Origin of the sequence: Acinetobacter sp. YH12100, from assembly GCF_013419135.1 — a bacterium.
Taxonomy (GTDB): domain Bacteria; phylum Pseudomonadota; class Gammaproteobacteria; order Pseudomonadales; family Moraxellaceae; genus Acinetobacter; species Acinetobacter pseudolwoffii.
On record NZ_VPAQ01000006.1, the window covers coordinates 127,428 to 150,573 of the forward strand.

Genomic DNA, 23,146 nt, shown 5'->3' on the forward strand with positions numbered 1-23,146 from the left:
TATGATTTAAACGCTTTTTAAAATTGTGTCATGGACGATGCCAAAACTATTACAAGATCTGTCTCTTACTGCGGTCATTGCCGGCCTGATTACCTGCCTGATTGGCATTAGTGTTTCTGCTGTACTGGTGATTGAAGCTGCACAAAGCTTAGGCGCCAATGCGGCACAAATCAGTTCCTGGTTATGGGCACTGGGAATCGGCATAGGTATCTCTGGTGTGTGGCTGTCCTGGAAATATCAGTATCCTGTTTCTACTGCCTGGTCAACGGCGGGACTAGCTTTGATCATTGCGTCTGCGGGTCATTACAGCCTCGGTGAAGCGATTGGTGCGTTTCTGATTTGTGGACTGTTGACTGCTGCGCTGGGATTCTTAGGAATTTTTGAGCGTATTTTTCATTTTATTCCACAAAGTTTAACCAGTGCCATGCTGGCTGGAGTATTGCTAAAATTTGGTATTTCAGTATTTGGTAGCCTGCAACAGTCCTGGAAATTTGTACTCAGTGTCCTGGCCATTTATCTGATCTCAAAAAAAATCAGCACACGCTATAGCATCGTGATTACCGTATTTACCGCAATTGCGCTCTGCCCTTTCTTTATCGATTTTACAATCCCGAGTTTAAACTGGAGTATGGCCCAGCCGGTCTGGATCCAACCTGAATTTAGTCTACAAGCTGTTCTAGGGCTGGCTTTACCACTGTTGGTGATCAATCTGGCTTCGCAATATCTACCCGGACTGGCAGTAATTAAAAGCTATGGCTATCCACCCAAGGTAAACGGTATTTTAGGCTGGACCGGTATAAGTCAGGCGATACTGGCACCTTTTGGCTGCTTTAGTGTCAATCTTGCTGCGATCAGTGCGGCAGTGAGTCTGGATACTCAAGCTCATCCCGACCCACAGAAACGCTATATTGCAGGCATGAGTTGTGGGCTGTTTTATATTTTGATGGGACTATTTGCAGCGACCTTGACCAGTGTCCTGATGGCATTTCCAGCAATCCTGATTACCATTCTGGCCGGAATTGCCTTATTCGGCACCATTGGGCATAACATCGCGCTGGCTTTTCAGCAAAGCCATGAACGTGAAGCGGCTCTGATGACCTTTTTATTCAGTGCATCCAATATTCAGTTTTTCGGGATTGGTTCAGCCTTTTGGGGCTTACTACTGGGATTAATGGTTTATTTTCTATTTAAGCTCAAGCCTCAAGTCACTTAAAATTGATGACTGATCATTAGAATAAAATGACAAATAAGGGCAGCGATCATGTCTGCCTTTTATGAATGTCCTGCGGTCTGGGAAAAAAGGTTGATGATGAGTACACCGGAAATAATCAGTGCAATGCCAATAAGTGCAGGCACATCGAGCGTCTGCTTGAAAAGTACATAGCCCACAATTGCAGTCAGAACAATTCCCACACCGGCCCAGATGGCATAAGCGATTCCCAATGGAATGACTTTAATCACTTGGGACAATAAATAAAATGCAATACAGAATAAAACCACGACTGCCAAAGACGGCCATAATTTGCTAAAGCCTTCAGATTTTACTAAAAATGTAGAGCCTGTGACTTCGGCGACAATCGCCAGTGCCAGTAACAGGTAGGCCCACGATACAGGATTCATTTTTCCATCTCCAAAATTTCAGTGTTCATGCTTTGAATAACAAGCCAATTAAAATAGAAAATTAAACTTTAAATAATGCTTATTTTACAGTGAATGCTGGTGCAGAAAATCAAGGGTGCGAATAAAGGTTTGCTGACTCTCTTTTTTGCCCATAAAAAACTGGTATTCATGAATCAGCCAGGCCTTAGATTCCGGATAAAATACCTCGGTCACTGCAATATTCCGGGCCTTGAGTGTCTCTACAAAAGGTAAGGACTGAGTATCGGTCAGAAAGTCTTTATTACCGCCACTGATGAACACCGGCGGATAAGCATTTGAAATATGCTGGATCGGGGAAATCTGCTTTAAAAATTCGACATCATCTTTCTGGTCGCCCGTATAAGCCTGTACCAGATTATAAACGCCCCATTCGACCATTTTGATTTCATCCGGTGCTTTTTGCACAAAGGCCTGTAGATCGTAAATACCACAATGCAAAATCAAGCCTTTGAGCTGCATTGGCTGAATATTTGGACTGAAATTGGATTGTTGTGAAAACTCTGGATTGGTCAACAATGCGGCATAATGACTGGCCAGATTGGCACCGGCAGAATCTCCGGCTAAATACAGTTGTGCTGCATCAATGTAGTAGTTCTCGGCATGCGTGTTGATAAATGCCAACGCCTGATTAATTTGCTGAAGTTGACTCGGATAAGTCACCTGCGGCGCAAACTGATATTGTACAGAAATCACGTTATAGCCTTGCGCCGCCAATAGCTTAAAATAGCCGCGGGCATGTGCCTTGGAACCTGAAATCCAGCCACCGCCATGAATCCAGACAATGGTCGGTCTCGGGCCTAGATTCTGAATATTCTGCGGTTGATATAGATCGAAGCTTAAATCCTGTAGCGGCTGGTACACGATATTGTTCTGTACCCGAACAGTTTCAGGAGCATAACGATCCATCACTTTTTGTTGTAGGCCCGTAGTCATATTGAAGGCACTGGCAATTAGCCTGCTATTTTGTACGGTATTCTGACAGCCCGCTAACATCATCGAGCTGACCAGCACAAGATTTACCGCGATATATCTCACAATTTCAATTTCCCTATATTGATAAAAATCAAGCGCAGGCAGTTTAACTGAAATGCTCAAAAACCAAAAACTTAATCCAGTTCGTTCTGGCAGCAGAGGTGAAAATCCCCAGTTTTTTGCTCGGATTTATTTGCCCATTTCTTTACAGTTTTATGTGAATAATAGTTGTAATTTAATGAGTTTTTTCATTTTTTTAGGTTTTGCAATTGCACCTGTAGAGTCACTGTGCTATCAATGAATCAGAAGCGAACAATAAACATTTGGAGTAAAAAAATCATGGCCTATCAGCATATTTTAGTTCCGGTAGACGGCTCAGAAATTTCTTTTTCCGCAGTACGACATGCTGCAAAAATTGCCAAAGCATTTGGTGGCCAGCTTTCCCTGATCAGCCTGATTGCAGAAGATCCTTTTACTGAAGCTGATTTCTATTACAGCTCATCTATCATGAAGGAATATTTTGTACAGGCGCATGCCAATGCCAAAAATGCCCTGAAAGAAGCCACTGCGATTGCAGCGACTGAAGGTATTGAAGCTCAGTCACGGATCGTCACGGGTCTGGTCAATGCCGAGCACATTGCCAAAACTGCTGATGAAGTAAAAGCAGACCTGATTGTTATGGGTTCTCATGGCCGTAAAGGCTTCCAGAAAATGATTCTGGGCAGCTTTGCACAGGATGTTTTAGGTGCCAGTGAAATTCCGGTTCTGATCGTGAAAAAATAATCAAAGCTTTGCGCATCTTCAAGGTGCGCATTACTCGGTTTTCTATATTTGATTTCAAACCAAACCGTACGTTATGGAGATTCACCCACCTAACCCCTATTCTCCTTACTGCAATAATAAATATCAGGAAGCACCATGAATAATTATGATCATCTTCTCGTAGCACTCGATGAGTCCTCGATTTCCTATGCTGCCGCAGAACATGCCCTCGAACTGGCCAAAGTATTTCATAGCCATGTCACCTTACTCAGTGTCATTGCGGTTGACCCTTTTAAGGGCGTAGATTTTTATAAAGTTGCTCCAGCAGTCACAGATTACTTTATGCATGCAGAACAAAATGCGCTTGATCGCTTAAATGACCTGAAACAGAGCTTTGTTCGTGAAGGCATACAGGTCACGACAAAAATCCTGCATGGTATGGCACCTTCAGAAGGAATCTTACAGGCTGCAAATGAATCACCGACTGATGTCATTATTATGGGTTCACATGGCCGTAAAGGTTTGCAAAAACTCATGCTGGGCAGTGTCGCTCAGAATGTTCTGGCACTTTCCTCTATTCCAGTACTCATCGTCAGACAATAGGATGCTTGATCAAAGCCTGTATGATACAGGCTTTTAGCGAAGTTTTTGATTTAATTCACTTAAGAAAATTTCAGCATCAAGCTGACTTTGAAATACTTTTTTGTATTCTCCGACCTGCTGAATGGAATGCGGCGTATATTGAATCGAGATTTCAAGTAAGCCATTTTCAGGATTCTTGCTGACATGTACGGCAATAATATGCTGGCTATTTAAATAAAAACCATCTTCAATTTTCACTAACATATCTTGGACAACCTCTAGTAAGCGAATCTGTAGATCCCTTTACCTAGCTTACAGCTTAATAAATAAATACTCTTTTCCGTATAATCATACTGTAACACCCTTTGGTACTTACCTAAGCCTTTAGAGAAATTCAACTGTATTTAAAGCCAGCGTTTGAAATAAACAGGAAATAAAAAACCGGATCAGGTCGATCCGGTTTTTTTATGAATATTGATGTTATACGCTGAGCATACTATTGAGTGTCTCAGACACGTTTTTAGATTTAACCAGTGGTTTTAAGGTTTCAAGCTGTGCTTTCACTTCACTGCGTTGCGGTTCTGCCAAGGTATACCAGCGTGACAATACCTGTAGCAAACGTGAGCCTACAATCGGGTTTTTCTCGTCCAGATATTTCGCCAGACCAATAAAATGCTGTACGCCAAAGCTCCAGGTATTGACTGGGTTGGCATTCAAACCACCACTGACTGCACGAATACGGTTAGGCACCGCCAGATCATAATCTGGATGCTGGGTCAGATACGCAATGGTTGCATCGGTTGCTTTTGGATGGGCTGCCTGAACCATAAACCATTGGTCTAAAGACAAGGCTTCATCTTCAAAGCGGCTGTAGAAATCGGCTAGAGCTTCTTGTGCTTGTGGTGCATCATTCCAGACCAAGACTTTCAGTGCACCCAAACGTTCAGACATATTCCCCGTGTGATATTGCTCATAAGCCAAATCAAAGGCAGATGCATCTCCCTGACGGGCGATCATCGTCAACATGATGTTTCTTAAAGCACGTACACCCATCGCTTGCGAGAATTCAGATTGCAGATCAGGATCCAGATCAAGATACGTCTCTTTGGCTGTTTCACCAAAGGCACGTGCCAGCGTATGCAGCAAAGCCTCACGCTTTTCCTGAATCATGACCGGATTATAGTCCTGATCAATACGGCTGCCCAAATAACCTTCAGACGGCACATCAAACAGACGTGATGCCAACAGCGGATCTTTTTCAATCACACCCGGCAAGGTATTCAACATCGCCGCGATATAAATATCCGCAGGCTGATCATCCAGCAAGATACGCTCGAGTAAAGTTTGAGTTGCTTGCCACTGGTTAAAACCATTCGTTTCATATTGCAACAGGAAAGCCAGTTCTTTTTCTGAATAGTCAAAGTCCAGATTCACTGGTGCAGAGAAATTACGCAGCAAGGACACTACCGGTTTTGCTGTCACACCGCTAAATTCGATCGTGGCTTCATCCTGATCAAACAGATATACCCCATCTTTGACGCCATTTTCAAAGAGTGCCTCAGAGTTCAGCGTTAACTGCTCACCGCTTTCAGCATCAAACAATGCCAAAGCGACTGGAATGGGTACGGCTTTCAGATTTGGATATTTAGCATGGGTTTTCAGGCTTTGTTTCAAGCTGAGGCGATAGATTTGTGTCTCTACATCATATTCAGCTTTTGCTTGAAGTTTAGGTGTACCCGGCTGATTGTACCAGGTCAGGAAGTTTGAAAGCTCCACACCTGAACCTGCTGTCAGTGCAGCCACCCAATCCTCAACTGTTACTGCTTGACCATCATGACGGCGGAAATATTCATCGGTTCCTTGACGGAATTTTTCCTTACCGAGCAAGGTCGCCATCATGCGGTTAATTTCAGCCCCTTTTTCATAAACAGTGGCAGTATAGAAGTTGTTAATTTCTACAAAATGATCTGGACGCGGCGGATGTGATAGCGGCCCTGAATCTTCCGGGAACTGATGTGCTTTCAGAACTGCTACATCATCAATACGTTGTACCGCAGCCGACTGTAAATCTTCCGAGAAAGACTGGTCACGGAATACCGTCAGACCTTCTTTAAGACATAACTGGAACCAGTCACGACAGGTAATCCGGTTACCAGTCCAGTTATGAAAATATTCATGGGCAATCACCGACTGTACCCGCATGATCGCAGCATCAGTGGTAAATTCTTCATCGGCGAGCACACATGAGGTATTGAAGATATTCAGCCCTTTGTTTTCCATGGCACCCATATTAAATGCACTGGTCGCCACGATCATGTAATTGTCGAGGTCATATGGCAGGCCATAATGCTCTTCATCCCAACGCATGGAATGTTTTAGCGCTTCCATGGCAATCTTGCATTTTGGAATATCTTTTTCTTCTGCATAGATTTCCAGTGCCACATTGCGGCCTTCTGACGTAACATAGGAATCTTTCATCACCGCCAGATCACCAATGACACAGGCAAAGAGATAACTTGGCTTTTTGGTCGGGTCCTGCCAGATGGCGTAATGACGGTTGGCATCAACTTCCCCGGTTTCCAGCAGGTTACCATTGGCGAGTAAAACAGGATATTTCTTGTCTGCTTCGACACGTGTGGTAAAGACCGACAACACATCCGGACGGTCTGGATAGAAGGTAATTTTACGGAAACCTTCTGGCTCATTTTGGGTTACAAACAGATCTGAACTGGCCTGATATAAACCTTCCAGCATAGTATTACTTTCAGGATGGATTTTAACCACAATTTCAAGCGACACTTGATCAGGCGCATTGGCAATGACCAGTTGCTCAGCATCCAGACTGTAGTCACTGGCATTGAGTATTTGACCATTTAACTGAATCGATTGCAGTTCCAGATCTCGTCCGAGCAAGACCAGATCACCGGCAGTTTGACGCTGCATCTGCAGTTTGCTGCTGACCAGCGTATGATCCGCATAGACCTGAATATTCAGCTCGATAGAATCGACGATAAAGGAGGGTTTTTGGTAGTCTTTTAAATAAATGGTTTGATCCGCTTCGATCACCGGGTTTGCCGCAATATTCATGTCCTGTCCTAATCTTTATCTTATTCGACATTGTTCATGTCAAAATCATACGCCAAGTTTTAAACGCTGTCTGTGCATTTGTATTGTTCGCTCTAATATGGGCATTGTACGCACCACTTTCAATGCATTTTGCCTAATTGTGCAGCATTCGATTAAGCTTAAGAAATATCTATGCCAAATAAACAGCCAGAATCATAATTTCTTACATTATTATAAATCTTTGATTTAAAGATATATATTTATATCCAAATTACACTTCACAAATACAGATTAAAAAATAAGCACACTTCTTGCTAGAGTTAAGCTGTATTTCCCCGCCCTTAAAATTAAAGAATAATGATAACCATGAGGTGAGCCATGTACTTAAAAAAACATATTGTACGAATGGAAAATATCAAAACCCTGCAAACACTGGATCAGGCCAATATTGACCATAAAGTCATTGCACTCTTGATGAGCTGTGAAGGTATTCCGCTTCAGGCCCATGAAGTGACTGCCATTCTCAACAGCTACGATGCCCTCGGTACCAAGAAAGTGCCCTCTAAAAAAGTTCAGGCCTTAATTCACGCCAAACATCGCGGACAGCAAGACGAAACCTTACCATGCCCAGTCTAAAACCCGTCATTTCATGTTTTTAAGATCAGAGCTACTTCGGTAGCTCTTTTCATGTGCGCGTGTATTTTTTGCTGACGTAAAATAGCATCAGTCAACTACATTTGCCTCGCATCAGCGGTGTATAATCAAATGCCCGTCCATTCTAAAGTTGCTCGCGCCCATGGTATTCAGTGTTCTGCAAAAACAGCTTGATGAAAGCACCCACTGCCCGCTATGTAAGGCATCGATGTATTGGATTGAGGCGGAACAGTATGATCAGGAGATGAGTTACCATGAATGCAGCCATTGCCAACATCAGCTTCATCCAGATCAAAAAAATAATTGTTATTGCGCACAGTGTCTGGCCCAGCGTAAACGCATGCTCAAGGAAGTCCGTTTACAGGAAAATCGTCTCTATCATAAAAAACAGGACCGGCCGGTTCCTGAGCTCAATCAGCTCAGTTTTATCAATAAACTGTTTTTACTTTCGATTTTAGATGAACAAGTACAGGAATATAGCCAGCACCGCGAATATATCGACTGGCATCATATTCGCTATTTTTCCATCAGTCCGAACTATCTGTTTCAACATGGTCTGATCAAAAATATGCTCAGAGAACAGATTTTAATTCCCAAAGATGTGCAACAGGAAAATCAGCACTATTATATTAATGTACGTCTGGATGGCTATTCTGAACCGAGCCTGTTCAGCATTACCCAGCAACTACGCAACTGGTTTTATCAGAACCTGAGTCAAGGTGTGCCCTTTAAAAGTGCAGATGAAGTCAAAGATGCCCTGTATTGTCTGCTATATGAGGAGATCATTCAGTTTGCGCAATTTTACTGTCGTAGCTGGAATGTGCAGATTGCCGGAAATCAGAGCTTTCAGACCTTTTGCTATCGCCTTTTAGATGTCTTGGCAGTGGGACAGATTTATTATCTGGTACAGACCGCACTGGAATATCTATATAAGCAAAAAGCGCTTAAGCCACGCAATGAAAATTTTATTAATACCAATCTGCTGAAAAAAACCTTACAACAGTATCGGGAACGTTCTGTCACGGAAAAATGGGAAACCTCTACCCTGCCACGCCCGCCACAACTGGCCTTCAGCAAGATGAGTGAAATCCTGTTTTATCGCTTCCTGGGTTATGATGAGAATATTTTCTTTCAGCCGGTCTGGCGCTCATGGCATAAAATTGAACCGCGCCTGAAATTTTATTCGCAGAAACGTTGTATGCACTGCGGTTCACAGGAACTTTCGGTGGATTATGATGCCAGTGACTATGTCAGCCTGTTCTGCCGTAGCTGTAAGCATCAGGACCATTATTTTACCCGCTGAGCGAAGATACGACTTAGATTCCTTTTTGACAGATGATCATTATGAATACTTCTACGCAAGCACTACAGCACACGCTTCTGGATCAAATCTGCGAGGCATGGTTAAAGTTACAGCAACATCAGCCATTGGTACATATCATGACCAATGCCGTGGCCAGTAATTATGTGGCCAATGTGGTGCTGGCTGCCAATGCTTCCCCCGCCATGATCGATAATCCTTTTGAGGCCGAAAGCTTTGCCAAAATTGCAGCTGCGATCAATCTCAATCTGGGTACACCGACCACCGAACAAGTACAGGCCATGCACATTGCTGCGGAAACGGCACATCGTCTGAAAAAACCGTGGGTACTGGATCCGGTTGGTTATGGAACGGTACTGCATTGGCGCTCGAATACGGTAGATCAGTTACTCAATTCCCATCCGACAATTTTACGGGGCAATGCCTCTGAAATTGGTGCTTTGGCCGGCAAGCGGATCGAATCCAAAGGTGTGGACAGTACCATCAATAGTGCCGATGTTTATTTACAGGCACAAAGCTTATTGGCGCATTGTGACTGTGTCGCGATTTCCGGTGAATCTGATTACATCATTTCCAGAGATTATCCGGTAATACAGGTATCAGGCGGATCATATTTACAACCGCGAGTCACGGCCACCGGTTGTGCACTTGGTGCACTGATTGCAGCCTATAGTGCTGTAAGTTCTCCCGCAATCGCAGCACTCGCTGCACATGTGCATTTTGCAATTGCAGGTCAACGGGCTTTTGAACGTGCGCCACAGCTTGGCCGTTTTAATGTGGCTTTTCTGGATGAAGTCCATCAACTTAATACTGAAAGCATTCGACAATACGCCAACTTTCAAATTTTGCCGGGAGCAGTTTAGTTTGCTAGCAGCTTTAAGGGGTGTTTGCAGGTTTGCATAGACCTGACACCCCACTTTTAGCTGTACATCGCTCACATCTTCTACTAATTTCTGAAGAGATAGGTTGCTTCTGAATCCTACGCTGAAACTATTTTGAGCATGATCGGTGGTTAACTGAGTAGGCTTCATATAACTTAATGTAACTTAACTACCGATTTCCACCAAAGGAATCAAACTTTTGTTTGATCTGTTTTCACATGATCCCAGCTGAAATCATGTGAATTATAATTTAATTATTCAGCAGGATTTGAATGTTACTTTTAAGCTTTAATTAACAGGCTCTATTGATCAATATCCAGTATGTGATTCTGCTTATGCTGCATTACGAATCTGGCTTTTAGACTTAAAACTCTAGTGCAATATCAAGCCATTCAGCTCAATATCCAACTTGAGTGATAGTCTGCATCGAATGATAAAAAATCTGTCTGAACAATGACCTCACTTTGTTTTAATAAGGACAATTGAGAAAAGATGCATTAAAAAAAGTCAGCTGCCACTAGAGCAACTGACCTTCAAGATTTGAACAAAGCAAGTGTTTAAGCCGCGTAATGAATACTGACTGATTTGATACGATTGCTTTCAATTTCAGTGACTTTGAACTGTACACCTTGATAATCCAATTCAGTACCGACTTCGACCACACTGTTGGTTTTATCCAAAATCAGACCCGCAACACTGATATAACCAGCATCTTCATCAATCAGATCAATCATGCCGAGTTCAAGCTCAAGCTGATACAGATCCAGCATACCTGAAGCGATCCAGTGGGAATCGTCAATTCTGACCAAATCAAGTTGTTCGTCTGCATCCGGGAACTCACCGGCAATGGCTTCAAATACATCTAGTGGTGAGATCAGACCCTGTACATTACCAAACTCGTCGCTCACCAAGACCAAAGAGCCTTTAGAGGTACGCAAAGTATTAATCGCATCAATAACTTTCATCTTTTCAAAGATATAAATTGGACGATGGCGTTTGATCAGGGCTTTTAACTCTTCCGGTTCTTCCAGCACATCCAGTAATTCCTTGGCACGTACGATGCTAATCACCTTATCCAGGCTGCCACGACATACCGGAAACAGGCTGTGGGGAACAGATAGAATTCTTTCACGGATCTGTTCCGGGCTATCCTCTAGATCGACCCATGAAATCTGACTGCGCGGTGTCATGATCGAAGCGACTGAACGCTCTGCAAGGGTCAATACCCCGCCAATCATGTAACGTTCTTCATCTGCAAAGGCTTCTTGAGCTTCATTTTTGTCAGTATCAGTGGTTTCCAGCTTGCCGCCCATTAACTTCAAAATGGAATCAGCCGTACGATGACGCAAAGGAATCTTAGATTCATGCTTTGCTGCATTACGCTGGCCGAACTGGTTGAACGCTTCGATCAAGATTGCGACACCAATACCCGAATAGATATAGCCTTTTGGAATGTGGAAACCAAAACCTTCTGCAATCAGACTGATACCAATCAAAAGCAGGAAGCTTAGACACAGAATCACCACGGTTGGATGACGGTTTACAAAACTGGTCAATGGTTTCGATGCCAGTAGCATTACACCCATCGCAACAATCATTGCAGCCATCATGACGTAAATATTGTCGACCATACCAATTGCAGTAATCACTGAATCTAAAGAAAATACAGCATCTAAAACCACAATTTGGGCAACAACAGCAGTGAAACTTGCATAAACCACCTTAGTGGTCAATTTGACTTCAGGCTTACCTTCTATCTTTTCATGTAACTCTGTGACGGCTTTATACACCAAGAACAAGCCACCAAATAACAAGATCAAGTCCCGACCAGAGAAGGTCCAGTCAAACAGGGTGATCAGCGGCTGAGTCAAAGTGACCAGCCAAGCAATGGCAAACAACAGGCCCAGACGCATCAATAATGCGAGTGAAAGACCGATGACACGAGCTTTATCACGTTGTTCAGGAGGAAGTTTTTCAGCCAGAATGGCAATAAAGACTAGGTTATCAATACCTAAAACGATTTCAAGAATAATAAGAGTAATTAAACCTACCCAAATTCCGGGATCTAATAAAAATTCCATTAGAGAACTACCCCGTTCGAGTAAGCTAGAAATAGAGATGGAAGATCAACGCACGGCGAGGGATCCATTAAATTTAACCTATGTAACTTAAGACCATTCCATTATGCATAAACTGAGTATTTTGTAATGTATTAATTTATAAAAAAATTACATGATTATGATTTTCCTTAGACTTTTTTCATTAATCAGTGTGTATAAAACGCATTAAACTTAATTTTTTCTTCACAAATTATTTTACTTTAATTAAAAATATGCATAATTACCATTCATTAGCTCAACCACTTTTAAAGTGAACTAAAAATTCAGCCATCAAATATATACCGATTAAAAAAGCAATCAGTTAAAATAGGGCTTGAATTTTTTGATGGGGAAATTCCTCCGCATAACTGCATAGATCCATCAGCAAAATTGTCTGGTTGATTAAAATCAGAGTGATTGCATTTTGGCCGATAAGCGAATCATGCTGTCGAATGACAAACGATTGCGGAAAATGATTCCGCCTCAGAAATATACAATTAAGTATTAATTTTACACAAAATATTATTGCCTTTCATCCGATTTAAAATGGCCATTCTCTGTCCTGAATCAGCGCATATGCAGAACTGCTCGACTTCTGGGGCTATTAAGAAAAACTAAAAAGTGCAATCTCTTTAACATTTTTAAAATAAAGGTTGAAACATGCATAAACTTTTTCATAAAATGGACGGGCCCTAGAAAAATAAATACAAGGAACATTTCATGACTAAGAAATATGCAAAATTTTTACCGTGTACGGAAGAATTTAATTTAGAAAACTTTCCCTATTATTGGGTTACTCAGGTTCATGCTCAATATGTACTTAATGTCGATCACGCACTTAAAAAATATGGTGTCGACAATTCGCGCCGCCGTATCCTTCTTGCCTTAAAATCCAAACCGCGTGCGAGTGTATCCGACTTATCAGAGATGGTCGTATCTAAAATGTCGACCACCACTAAAATTGTTTATCGCTTAAAAGATGAAGGTCTGGTTGAGACTTATTCATGTGAAGATGATGCACGAATTACCCGGGTATTTTTGACCGAAAAAGGCATGCAAATGACACATAAGATCAATGATCTGACCAATATAGTACTAGAGCAGTCATTTGAAGGCTTGACGCCTTTGCAAATTGAAAAAACCATGGAAAGTTTACGTCATATTTTTAAAAACCTGGCTCGTTAAAAGTCCTACTTTTTATTTTTAAATAGACGCTGGCGAATTGGCATACTTTCAATAATAAATAATTCACCGGAGCTTTCTAAGAATCAAAAAAGTTCAGTTGTGGGCTGGCTTTTTTGATTTTTTCTTTGGGGACATGTGAACATTCAAACTCTTCTTCCGGAAAGCCGTGTACAAAACTCCGAATATCCGGATGACTCAGTGTCAGCCATTCTTGTAGTCGCTCATGCGGAATTACGATCACCGAACGTTTGATATTTCCAGGCTCATGAAATTCTTTCATCATCGGATGGTCAATGGCATCCATGGTGATCATGCTGGCAGATCGCACAATTTCCCCTTGTACTCGTGTAATCTCATATACTGCCGCAATAAAAGTCGCCTGACCATCTTGACGTCTTATACCCCAACGCTGTGGTTTATTGTCAAAATATTTGGACTCATAAAACTCGGCAACAGGAATGACCCCAAAATGACATTTGGCAGTGGCTTCAGCAAAGGTTGGCTTTTGCAATAAAGTTTCATTTCTGGCGTTATAGGTCTTGGTAGCTATACTTTTATCTTCTGCCCATTTTGGAATCAGGCCAAAATTTACCGACCGCCATTCCAGTCCTTGAGCTGAATGAAATAACAGCGGTGTAGCATAATTGGGATAGACCTCTTCCGGATATTCAAAGGGAATTTCGGGCAACCCCAGATTATGCAATTGTTCTAAGCTTAAAGGTTTAAAGTTGGCACACATGGCGGATTAATGTAAATCATTCGACCACTCGATTATAACCTGATGTCTGAGCCAAACCTGTAATATTGATATAGATTTGAGTATCATGAATTCGGTATGGTCAACCAGTGTGTCCGGGTAAACTCCTCAAAAATCCAGCGACCATTAAAACGTCCGAGTCCTGAGTTTTTCTCGCCGCCAAAGGGTGCATTCGACTGATCTGCAACACTGATCCCGTTAATATGGGTCATGCCAATATCCAGTTGTGCCGCAAAAGTGCTGCCGCGTTCGATATTTGATGTACAGACTGCACTGGACAAACCGAACTCTGTTGCATTGGCCAGATTTAAAGCATGGGCCTCATCACGTGCTTTTAAGATCGGTAAAATCGGACCGAAGCTTTCTTGTTGTGCTAAATCAGAATCGGCTGTGACGTTAATGAAAATATGCGGATAGACCAGATTTCCTTCAATTCCGCCCTCATATACCAGCTGTGCGCCCTGCTCGCTGCCTGTCTGAATGATCTGTTGATGCTTTTTGACCTGACTCCGATTAATGATCGGCCCGATGATGGTATCTTCCAGATTCGGATCGCCCACTGGAATCATTTTGACTCGATCCAGAAGCTTATCCACATAAGCATCATGAATAGATGCATCGATAACAACCCGATTGGTGCTCATGCAAATTTGTCCCTGATGCATAAAACGCCCCATCAAGGTCAGTTCAACCGCCAGATCAAGGTCGGCATCATCCAGAATCACCAAGGGTGCATTGCCGCCCAGTTCCAGTGCCAAACGTTTGATTCTGGAACTGGCCAGAGCTTTACTGCCGACACTTTTCCCCACTTCAGTCGAGCCGGTAAATGAAATCATTTTTGGCACTGAATGCTCGACAAAATAATCCCCGATTTCACTGCCAGCACCGGCAATAATATTCAATGCACCCGGAGGCAAACCGGCTTCTTCAAATAATTTCCCGATTAATGTACCGCCAGTCACCGGCGTATCACTGGCTGGTTTCAAGACAACCGTATTGCCACAGGCAATCGCTGTCGCCACTGAACGCAAGGACAGATGAAATGGAAAGTTCCATGGGCTGATGACTGCAATCACGCCTAAAGGTTTACGCAAGACCAAACTTTTCCGTACTGGATCTTTGCTTTCGAGCTGTTCAGTTTTCAGCTGATCTGGAAATGCCAGACTTTCGTGAATAATCCCCAAGGCAGCATCTACCTCAAGGCCGGCTTTAATGCGCGTACTGCCTGATTCAATAATCAGCCAGTCAATGATTTCTGCACGGCGCTGCTGAATAATATTAATTAAATTTTGCAATACTGTTTTACGGACTTCAATGGAATTCAAAACACCCTGTTGAAAAGCCTGTTCTGCTGCCGTATACGCACTGTCTACATCGACAGAGCTGGCAGCTGCAAGACTCATAATTTCGGTTTGGGTAAAAGGATTGATATTTTTTATGATTTTGGTTGAAGTTCCATGTTGCCACTGACCATGAATAAACTGCTGGTCTAAGTCCTGATATACCGTCATCATTTTATTGTTCCTCGCAAGCTTTGCTCCACTTTAAGAGTTCAACTGAAAAATTTCTAGTCAGAAAGACAGCCGCTTACCATTAGACAATAAAAAAGCCTCCGAAGAGGCTTTTTTAAGTTAGACGGGATTAGTCACCTGTATAACCTTTTAACTTTAAACGTGCTGCATGTAAAAGTGGCTCGGTATAACCTGATGGCTGTTCACCACCTTTAAAGATCAGGTCAGACGCTGCCTGGAATGCAATATTGTTGGCAAAGTCTGCAGACATTGGCGTATACAACGGATCATTGGCATTTTGCTGATCTACAATTTTCGCCATACGCTGCATCACTTCTTCTACTTGCTCACGGCTTACCACACCATGACGCAACCAGTTCGCCACGTGCTGTGAAGAAATACGTAGAGTCGCACGGTCTTCCATTAACCCGACATCGTTGATATCGAGTACTTTAGAACAACCTACACCTAAGTCTACCCAGCGAACCACATAACCCAAGATCCCCTGACAGTTATTTTCAAGTTCTTTGGTTTTCTCTTCTTCAGACCAGTTAGTGTCTGTTGCTAATGGTGGCGTTAACAAGTCATCTAGTGACAAGGCTTCAGTTGCCAATAACTCTTGCTGACGATCCGCAACATTAATCTGATGATAGTGAATCGCGTGAATTACCGCACCTGTTGGTGATGGCACCCATGCACAGCTCGCACCTGCTTCCGGATGTTCAGTTTTGGTTTTATACATGTCGAGCAACATATCTGGTTTTGGCCACATGCCTTTACCGATTTGCGCTTTGCCACGTAAACCTGCTTGCAGACCGATCATCACGTTACGGTTTTCATAAGCCGGGAACCAGATCTGACCTTTGACTTCGCCTTTACGTACGAATGGGCCTGCTTCCATAAAGGTATGGATTTCGTCACCGGTACGGTCCATGAAGCCTGTATTGATGAAAATAGTACGGTCTTTGGCTTGTGCAATACAGTTCTTCAGGTTTACAGAAGTACGGCGCTCTTCATCCATAATCCCGATTTTTAAAGTTTTTGCAGGCAAACCCAGTACCTGTTCCGCACGTTCAAACAATTCAACGGCAAATGCCACTTCTTCAGGACCATGCATTTTTGGTTTAACGATATACATTGAACCTTGACGCGAGTTCTTGATGGTATTTTCACCTTTGATGTCGGCAAAAGACAACAATGGTGTAATCAAGGCATCCATGATGCCCTCAAAAATCTCTGCACCATCGACCAAAATGGCAGGGTTTGTCATCAAATAACCGACATTACGCAGCAACATCAATGAACGACCATGAACCTTGGTTTCACCACCTTCCACATTTTTGAAAGTACGGTCTGCATTCAGTGTACGGGTAACTGTTTTACCATTTTTCTGAATGGACTCTTCTAAAGTGCCTTTCATCAGACCTAACCAGTTACGATAGCCTTCCACTTTTTCTTCAGCATCAACCGCTGCAATCGAGTCTTCCAAATCCTGAATGGTGGTAACTGCAGCTTCAAGAACTACGTCTTTTACGCCAGCGGCATCAGTCTGGCCAATCGGGCTCGTTGCATCAATTTGCACAATAACGTGCAGACCGTTATTTTTAAATACGATTTCAGTCGGTGCTGACGCTTCGCCATTGAAGCCAACAAATTTAGCGCTATCCGCAACAGTCGTTGTAGAACCATCTTTTAATGTTACAACCAGTGCGTTGCCATCAACTGCATATTGAGTTGCGTCTGCGTGTGAACCTTGTGCCAATGGGAAAGTTTCGTCAAGGAAGTTTTTCGCAAATGCGACAACTTTCTCACCACGTTTCGGGTTATAGCCTTTACCTTTTTCCGCGCCATCTTCTTCAGAGATCACGTCGAAACCATAAAGTGCATCGTAGAGAGAACCCCAACGTGCGTTGGCTGCGTTGAGGCAGTAACGTGCATTACGTACCGGTACCACCAGCTGTGGGCCGGCCAATACGGCAATTTCTTCGTCTACATTTTCAGTGCTGATTTGAAAATCTTCTACTTCTGGTAACAAGTAGCCAATTTCAGTCAAGAAAGCTTTGTAAGCTTGTAATTCAAATGTGTTATTGCGGTGCCATTCATCGATTTTCGCTTGAATGTCATCACGCTTAGCCAAAAGTGCTTTATTTTTAGGGCTAAGATCAACAACGACTTGTTCAAAGTTTTTCCAGTAAGTTTCACTATCCAAACCAGAACCTGGTAGTGCTTCATTTTCGATAAAATCGTAAAGTTCTTTAGCAATCGCTAACTTGCCTTTTTGAATACGTGCAGTCATTGTCTTTCCTGATATTGCTACTTTTTATACAAGAGATTCTAGTATACCGATTAAAATCTAGCTGAATAGTATTATCAAATTGCTAAATACTGAGCATTTTTCATAATATGAGTACCCTCATAAACATATCAGACGTCGCTCAGCCGCATTGAGATATCATTCTGCTAAATACCCTAATGACAGTGTATAAAGTTTTCGAAATGTAGAAATTAGACTTAAGTTCAGATTTTCGAGTAAAAATTATGCATTCTAGTTATACACGATCATATTTAGATCAAGATTAAGCCATGTTTGGCCCTAGTTGTCGATCAATTACCTGCTTATTTTTATAAAAAAGCGCCAGTCAATGACCAGCGCTTTTATTCTGCTTCCTACTCACTCGAGATAGTTTTCTGAATCTGACGATGTTCAGAATTCAGATATTCATCCGACTGCATTTCCAGTAAACGTGAACGCGTCCGTTCAATTTCAAAGACCAGTTTTTCACCTTGGTAAATATCAATAATATTGTCTTCCGAGGTCAATAACAGTTTGACACCACGGTCATAGAACTCATCGACCAGATAAATAAAACGGCGCGTCCCATCATTGAGGAAATCGGTCAGGTGCGGCACATTACTGACTAAAACCGTATTATAAATATTGGCAATTTCAATAAAGTCAGCCGGGCTACGTGGTTTTAGACACAGCTCAGAAAACTCGCACCACAATACATCTTCGGTATGTGACACAGTTTCCACAATACGGTTATTGATGATAATCGGCTCTTCAGAGCAGGTTTGCGTCTGAGTCAAAGCGCTGAAACGTTGCGCAATCCAGTTTTTATGATCATGGGTTAATGGGAATTTGAATAACTGCGCCTGTTTTAATACGCGTAAACGGTAATCGACGCCGGCATCGACGTTTAACACCACACAGTTTTTCTTGACCAGTTCAATCGTCGGCAGGAAACGGTCACGATGAATCCCGTTTTTATACAAACCATCTGGGGCAATGTTCGAAGTTGCAACCAAAGTAATCCCGCGTTCAAATAGTTTCTGGAACAGATCACTCAGAATCATGGCATCGGTGACATTGGATACAAAGAACTCATCGAAACAGATAATCACCGCGTCTTTATAAATCTGATCCGCGACCAGATCCAGCGGATTACGCTGCCCAGAGAGCTTATTTAATTCACGATGCACATGCTGCATAAAGTGGTGAAAATGCATCCGGGTTTTACGGCGAAATGGAATCGAATCATAAAACTGATCCATTAACCAGGTTTTGCCACGACCCACACCACCCCACATATACACGCCATTGGGAGAAGTCTGACGGCGAAAACGGCGAAAGGCTTTTTTCGAGGCCTTAAAACGCTGAATCAATTCCAGCCAGACACGATTCAGTTCATGTACTGCCATTGCCTGTGCATCATCAGGCATAAACTGTCCCGAAGATATTGCTTGTGCATAACGTTCTGCAGGAGAAATCGGACTAAAGGCGGTGCTGTGCTGTGAATTAAAATCGGACATAGAGTTTCGTACTATTTGGGATCAATTTAATTATAGCGGAGTTTAATCAACACACTATAACACTTTGGCATAAACAAGCTTAGGCTATTTCACATATTGCCGAGGGCTTTGCCCAAACCAGCGTTTAAAGGCATGGTTAAAAGCAGCCGGCTCGGAATAGCCCAACAACTCTGCAATCATTTCAATTGAATACTGTTTATATTCAATCAATCGCAAAGCCTTATCTTTAATAATGTCTTCGCGAATCTGTTTATAACTGGTATCACACTGCTGTAACTGATGCCGCAAGGTTCGCTCCGGAATATTTAGCGCCTGCGCAGTTTCGGCCATGCTCGGCATCAAACCACTTTGTATTTCCAGATAATCCTGAACGCGCTGCACCACTGTCGGTGTCTGCTCATCCTGTTGCAAACGTTGCAATTCAGCAAAACACTTGGCTTCATACAGCGCAAAGGTCACCGTATCCGCAGACGGAATTTTAATATCCAGAACTGCTTCATCAAACCAGAATGCCGCACTTGGTGCATCGAACTGAACCTGTGTCCCATAATAATCATGATAGACCTTTAAGGTATTCGGCTCTTGCGGATGGGCAAATGGTAACTCGATCCGTAAATCAGGTTTGGACAGGCCCATCATTTTGTAGATATCACGGATAAACTTGAAAGTTCCCGAAATCTCCGCCTGTGCCAGCAACACACCCAGACCATCTTCCAGATTTTTCGGTCGATAACACAACGCGCTATGATGCTCGCTTTGTTGCAAACCCAATTGTCCTGTCAAATGCGTCAACTGTTGAAAGCGGATCACCTGATGCAGCGCATCACGTACCGTCGGACTGGTAACCAGTAACATCAACAACGGACCATAACCTGCCAATGCATAATGCTGGCCAATCAATAATCCCTGTTCAGCTTCGATTTCCTGCCCTACGACCTTAAGTACATCATGTTCCAGACTCGGATGAATAATCGAGCCAGGATCAAAGGCATCGACACGCAGTCCAATGTTTTGCAGCTTCTGATCGACGTCTATGCCCGCCTTGCGCATACCTTGAATCAAATACATCAGACTGAGAACAGAACGTTTCATAACCATACAAATACAATGTGATAGTCTTAGTTGTACTATAAAAATAAGTGTACTGCTATTGCCGTTTAGATCAATTTTAGGTCTAATCTTTTATCAGTGAATGATGATAATAATCTCTTATTAAAATAAGCAAGGAATGCAATGATGCTGGAAAATACAAGTGCCACCCGCTCGCCACCCTTTACCAAAGTCGCCATTATTGGCGCCGGTTTTGGCGGTATTGCCATGGCAATACGTTTACAGCAGCAAGGCATCCATGATTTTATTCTGCTGGAAAAAGGCCATGAATTTGGTGGAACCTGGCGAGACAACCAGTACCCTGGCGCAGCCTGTGATGTGCAGTCACATTTATATTCCCTCTCATTCGCTCCGAAAAGTAACTGGTCAAAACGCTATGCCGAAGCACCCGAGATATTTTCCTATATTCAGGATCTGGTAAACGATTATAAGCTGCGTGCGTTCTGCCGCTTAAATACTGAAGTCCTTTCAGCGCATTACCAGGCAGAGCGCTGTCTGTGGCAATTGCAGTTACAAGATCAAACTATCCTGGAAGCCCAATTTGTCATATTTGCTTCAGGGCCTTTACATATTCCCCAGATTCCACCTATCCCCGGTATTGAGAAGTTTCAAGGGAAAGTCTTTCATTCTGCACAATGGGATCATACTTATGATTTAAATGGAAAAAATGTCGCATCGATTGGCACAGGTGGCAGCGCCATTCAATATGTTCCGGAAATTGCCCCACAATGCAAACAACTCTATGTCATGCAACGTACTGCAGCCTGGATCATTCCTCGCGATGAACGTGTCTATCACCCTCTCGAAAAGACACTATTTGAAAAATATGACTGGTTCCGAAAACTGCACCGTGCCCGCTTATATTGGTCAAATGAATCGCGGGTCATCCCCATCGTTAAACCCGGAATCATGAAATACACCCAGAAACTGGCAGAACTGTTCATCAAATACCAGATTAAAGATCCTGAGTTAGCTCAAAAACTCACTCCGGATTACATCATGGGTTGTAAACGAATTCTGGTTTCTAATAGCTATTTCCCGACTTTTAACCGCAGGAATGTAGAACTGGTGACTGAAAAGATTCAGGAACTCACTGAAAATAGCATCATTACCCAAGATGGTCAGGAACGGCCAATTGACTGTCTGATTTATGGCACCGGGTTCATTACCGATCCACGCATCTATATGAAGAATTTTCAATGTACTGGGCTGGATAATCTACAGCTCAATGACGTCTGGAAACAGGGGGCTGAAAGTTATTATGGAATTTGCATGAAAGGTTTCCCAAACCTATTTCAGTTACTGGGCCCAAATACCCTATTGGCACACAACTCTGTGATTTTTATGATTGAGGCACAAGTTGACTATATCTTACAGCTCATGCAGCGGGTCGATCAATCACATAGCGATGCCATTATGGTCAAAGAGCAGGCGCAAGATACATTTAATCAGCAAGTGCAACATATGTTTGAACAGACCGTATGGCAATCTGGCTGTGTCAGCTGGTATCAGCAGGAAGGTGGCAAGAATTTTGCCCTATGGCCGACTTATACCTGGAAATACTGGCTGAAAACCAAGAAACCCAATACCGCAGATTATCGATTATTCAATAAAGTTAGCTAAAAGCTTTTCACCATCTAGCATCAAGCGATGGCATAATTTAAAGATAATTTTTTCAATCTATTAAACTTATGCAATCGCTTTGGCTCATCTTTCAGCTTCTTCTCTGTTTGGCACTCGGTTTTGCTTTGGCGAAACGGATTCCAGTATCGATGATTAAAATCTGTTTCAAGCTCTTACCTTATTTTAGCTATGTGTTACTGATTGTGATTTCCTTTGAATTCTCACAGCTTGTGGATGAATTACAGCATCCCCTACAGATTCTGAGTACATCCATCAGCATTGCCTTTCTGACATCACTCGGTGCTTTTGCTATTTGCTATTTGCTGTTCAAGTGGGCTGGTTTTCTTCCCAGTTCAGGCAGAGTATCCCTTGATCTGGTAATTAAATCCTTACTGAATATGAGTTATGCTTTTTTGGCACTCGCAGGCGGATACTTTTTACATGCTGGCTTGACTCTGTTTGATTTATCCTTGCACATTAGCACCTGGCATTTGTTACTGATATTTATGTTTTTCATTGGTTTAGATCTGGCTTATTCGCCACTGGATCGTTCTTGGTTAAATATCAAAATTCTTCTGGTTCCAATCGGTTGTATCTTCGGTTCATTATTCGCAGTTATGCTGTATTCATTCTGGAACACACAGATTGGCCTGAAAGATTTGATCATGCTGTCACAAGGCTATGGATTTTACTCAATGTCAGGCGTTGTCGTGACCGAGCTTCGAAATGCAGAACTCGGCAGCATTGCACTAATGAATGACCTGTTTAGAGAAATTTTTGCCATCTTACTGATGTATTGTATGGGCTGGAGATATCCAAGATCGGCCATTTCCGCAGCAGGTGCAACTGCAATGGATGTGACTTTACCGATGGTTAAGCAGGCATGCGGGCATGACTTTATTCCACATGCTATGGTCAGTGGATTTATTTTGTCACTGTTAGCACCAGTCATGGTGAGTGTACTGGCAGCGATTTAATTGCTTTATTGCTTTCTCAATCTCCCTAAATCTCTCTTTTCTAAAGAGGCTTTGTTGCATAAAGGTTTGAAAGGCTGAGTTCCCTTAAGCTACTCAAATTTAAGAGACAACTTGGGTATGAGGGCGACCTAATTCTGTGAATTTATTCAAGACTGCCATGCGTGCATGGATCTC

Annotated in this window: 19 protein-coding genes; 9 read left to right on the plus strand and 10 right to left on the minus strand. The window is 42.7% G+C overall.

From position 1 onward, the window contains the following. The first annotated feature begins 37 nt into the window (after window positions 1-37). On the plus strand, window positions 38-1,213 hold the full coding sequence (locus tag FTU40_RS06195; RefSeq protein WP_074383234.1) for a benzoate/H(+) symporter BenE family transporter: 1,176 nt from the start codon (window positions 38-40) through the stop codon (window positions 1,211-1,213). A gap of 59 nt (window positions 1,214-1,272) precedes the next feature. On the opposite strand, the gene FTU40_RS06200 is transcribed toward FTU40_RS06195, so the two are convergent. Beyond that, complete coding sequence (locus tag FTU40_RS06200) at window positions 1,273-1,620, minus strand: SMR family transporter (protein ID WP_180040176.1); 348 nt, start codon at window positions 1,618-1,620, stop codon at window positions 1,273-1,275. 84 nt (window positions 1,621-1,704) lie between these two features. After that, complete coding sequence (locus tag FTU40_RS06205) at window positions 1,705-2,655, minus strand: alpha/beta hydrolase (RefSeq protein WP_218944654.1); 951 nt, start codon at window positions 2,653-2,655, stop codon at window positions 1,705-1,707. Between the two features lie 315 nt (window positions 2,656-2,970). On the opposite strand from FTU40_RS06205, the gene FTU40_RS06210 reads away from it, so the two are divergent. Further along, on the plus strand, window positions 2,971-3,414 hold the full coding sequence (locus FTU40_RS06210) for a universal stress protein (protein ID WP_005170452.1): 444 nt from the start codon (window positions 2,971-2,973) through the stop codon (window positions 3,412-3,414). Window positions 3,415-3,549: 135 nt separating this feature from the next. Then, entirely contained in the window at window positions 3,550-3,996 is a 447-nt protein-coding gene (locus FTU40_RS06215) for a universal stress protein (protein WP_005252208.1), read from the plus strand. A 33-nt stretch (window positions 3,997-4,029) separates the two neighbouring features. Here the strand turns inward: FTU40_RS06215 and FTU40_RS06220 are convergent, their stop codons facing one another. Both FTU40_RS06220 and pepN read right to left on the minus strand, forming a co-directional pair. Further along, window positions 4,030-4,239 (minus strand): hypothetical protein, encoded by a 210-nt coding sequence (locus FTU40_RS06220; RefSeq protein ID WP_004278836.1) that lies wholly within the window; start codon window positions 4,237-4,239, stop codon window positions 4,030-4,032. Between the two features lie 216 nt (window positions 4,240-4,455). Then, entirely contained in the window at window positions 4,456-7,062 is a 2,607-nt protein-coding gene (gene pepN / locus FTU40_RS06225; protein ID WP_180040178.1) for an aminopeptidase N, read from the minus strand. Window positions 7,063-7,419: 357 nt separating this feature from the next. Between pepN and FTU40_RS06230 the strand changes: the two genes are divergently transcribed. The 3 genes from FTU40_RS06230 (at window position 7,420) to thiM (ending at window position 9,879) form a co-directional block, all read left to right on the plus strand. Beyond that, window positions 7,420-7,677, plus strand: a complete 258-nt coding sequence (locus FTU40_RS06230; protein WP_005097289.1) for a hypothetical protein — start codon at window positions 7,420-7,422, stop codon at window positions 7,675-7,677. 160 nt (window positions 7,678-7,837) lie between these two features. Beyond that, window positions 7,838-8,998, plus strand: a complete 1,161-nt coding sequence (locus FTU40_RS06235; protein ID WP_035337723.1) for a hypothetical protein — start codon at window positions 7,838-7,840, stop codon at window positions 8,996-8,998. Window positions 8,999-9,030: 32 nt separating this feature from the next. Further along, window positions 9,031-9,879, plus strand: a complete 849-nt coding sequence (thiM, locus tag FTU40_RS06240) for a hydroxyethylthiazole kinase (RefSeq protein WP_171063326.1) — start codon at window positions 9,031-9,033, stop codon at window positions 9,877-9,879. Window positions 9,880-10,454: 575 nt separating this feature from the next. Here the strand turns inward: thiM and FTU40_RS06245 are convergent. Continuing rightward, window positions 10,455-11,978, minus strand: a complete 1,524-nt coding sequence (locus FTU40_RS06245; RefSeq protein ID WP_005097293.1) for a TerC family protein — start codon at window positions 11,976-11,978, stop codon at window positions 10,455-10,457. 738 nt (window positions 11,979-12,716) lie between these two features. Here FTU40_RS06245 and FTU40_RS06250 point away from each other — a divergent pair. After that, window positions 12,717-13,181: a MarR family winged helix-turn-helix transcriptional regulator gene (locus FTU40_RS06250; RefSeq protein ID WP_074383241.1), complete on the plus strand. Its 465-nt coding sequence runs from the start codon at window positions 12,717-12,719 to the stop codon at window positions 13,179-13,181. 76 nt (window positions 13,182-13,257) lie between these two features. Here the strand turns inward: FTU40_RS06250 and FTU40_RS06255 are convergent, their stop codons facing one another. The 5 genes from FTU40_RS06255 to FTU40_RS06275 form a co-directional block, all read right to left on the minus strand. Continuing rightward, the gene (locus FTU40_RS06255; protein ID WP_005097295.1) at window positions 13,258-13,920 is read right to left on the minus strand and encodes an SOS response-associated peptidase family protein; all 663 of its coding nucleotides are present in this window, start codon (window positions 13,918-13,920) and stop codon (window positions 13,258-13,260) included. 83 nt (window positions 13,921-14,003) lie between these two features. Then, on the minus strand, window positions 14,004-15,452 hold the full coding sequence (locus tag FTU40_RS06260; protein ID WP_081273087.1) for an aldehyde dehydrogenase family protein: 1,449 nt from the start codon (window positions 15,450-15,452) through the stop codon (window positions 14,004-14,006). Between the two features lie 127 nt (window positions 15,453-15,579). Further along, entirely contained in the window at window positions 15,580-17,745 is a 2,166-nt protein-coding gene (locus tag FTU40_RS06265; RefSeq protein ID WP_180040180.1) for a malate synthase G, read from the minus strand. A 371-nt stretch (window positions 17,746-18,116) separates the two neighbouring features. After that, window positions 18,117-19,262 (minus strand): cell division protein ZapE, encoded by a 1,146-nt coding sequence (gene zapE, locus FTU40_RS06270; RefSeq protein ID WP_005097301.1) that lies wholly within the window; start codon window positions 19,260-19,262, stop codon window positions 18,117-18,119. 84 nt (window positions 19,263-19,346) lie between these two features. Continuing rightward, the gene (locus FTU40_RS06275) at window positions 19,347-20,354 is read right to left on the minus strand and encodes an AraC family transcriptional regulator (protein WP_005097302.1); all 1,008 of its coding nucleotides are present in this window, start codon (window positions 20,352-20,354) and stop codon (window positions 19,347-19,349) included. Between the two features lie 141 nt (window positions 20,355-20,495). Between FTU40_RS06275 and FTU40_RS06280 the strand changes: the two genes are divergently transcribed. Continuing rightward, the gene (locus tag FTU40_RS06280; RefSeq protein ID WP_373686049.1) at window positions 20,496-21,995 is read left to right on the plus strand and encodes a flavin-containing monooxygenase; all 1,500 of its coding nucleotides are present in this window, start codon (window positions 20,496-20,498) and stop codon (window positions 21,993-21,995) included. A gap of 68 nt (window positions 21,996-22,063) precedes the next feature. After that, window positions 22,064-22,972, plus strand: a complete 909-nt coding sequence (locus FTU40_RS06285) for a lysine exporter LysO family protein (protein WP_180040184.1) — start codon at window positions 22,064-22,066, stop codon at window positions 22,970-22,972. Window positions 22,973-23,146: the final 174 nt, after the last annotated feature.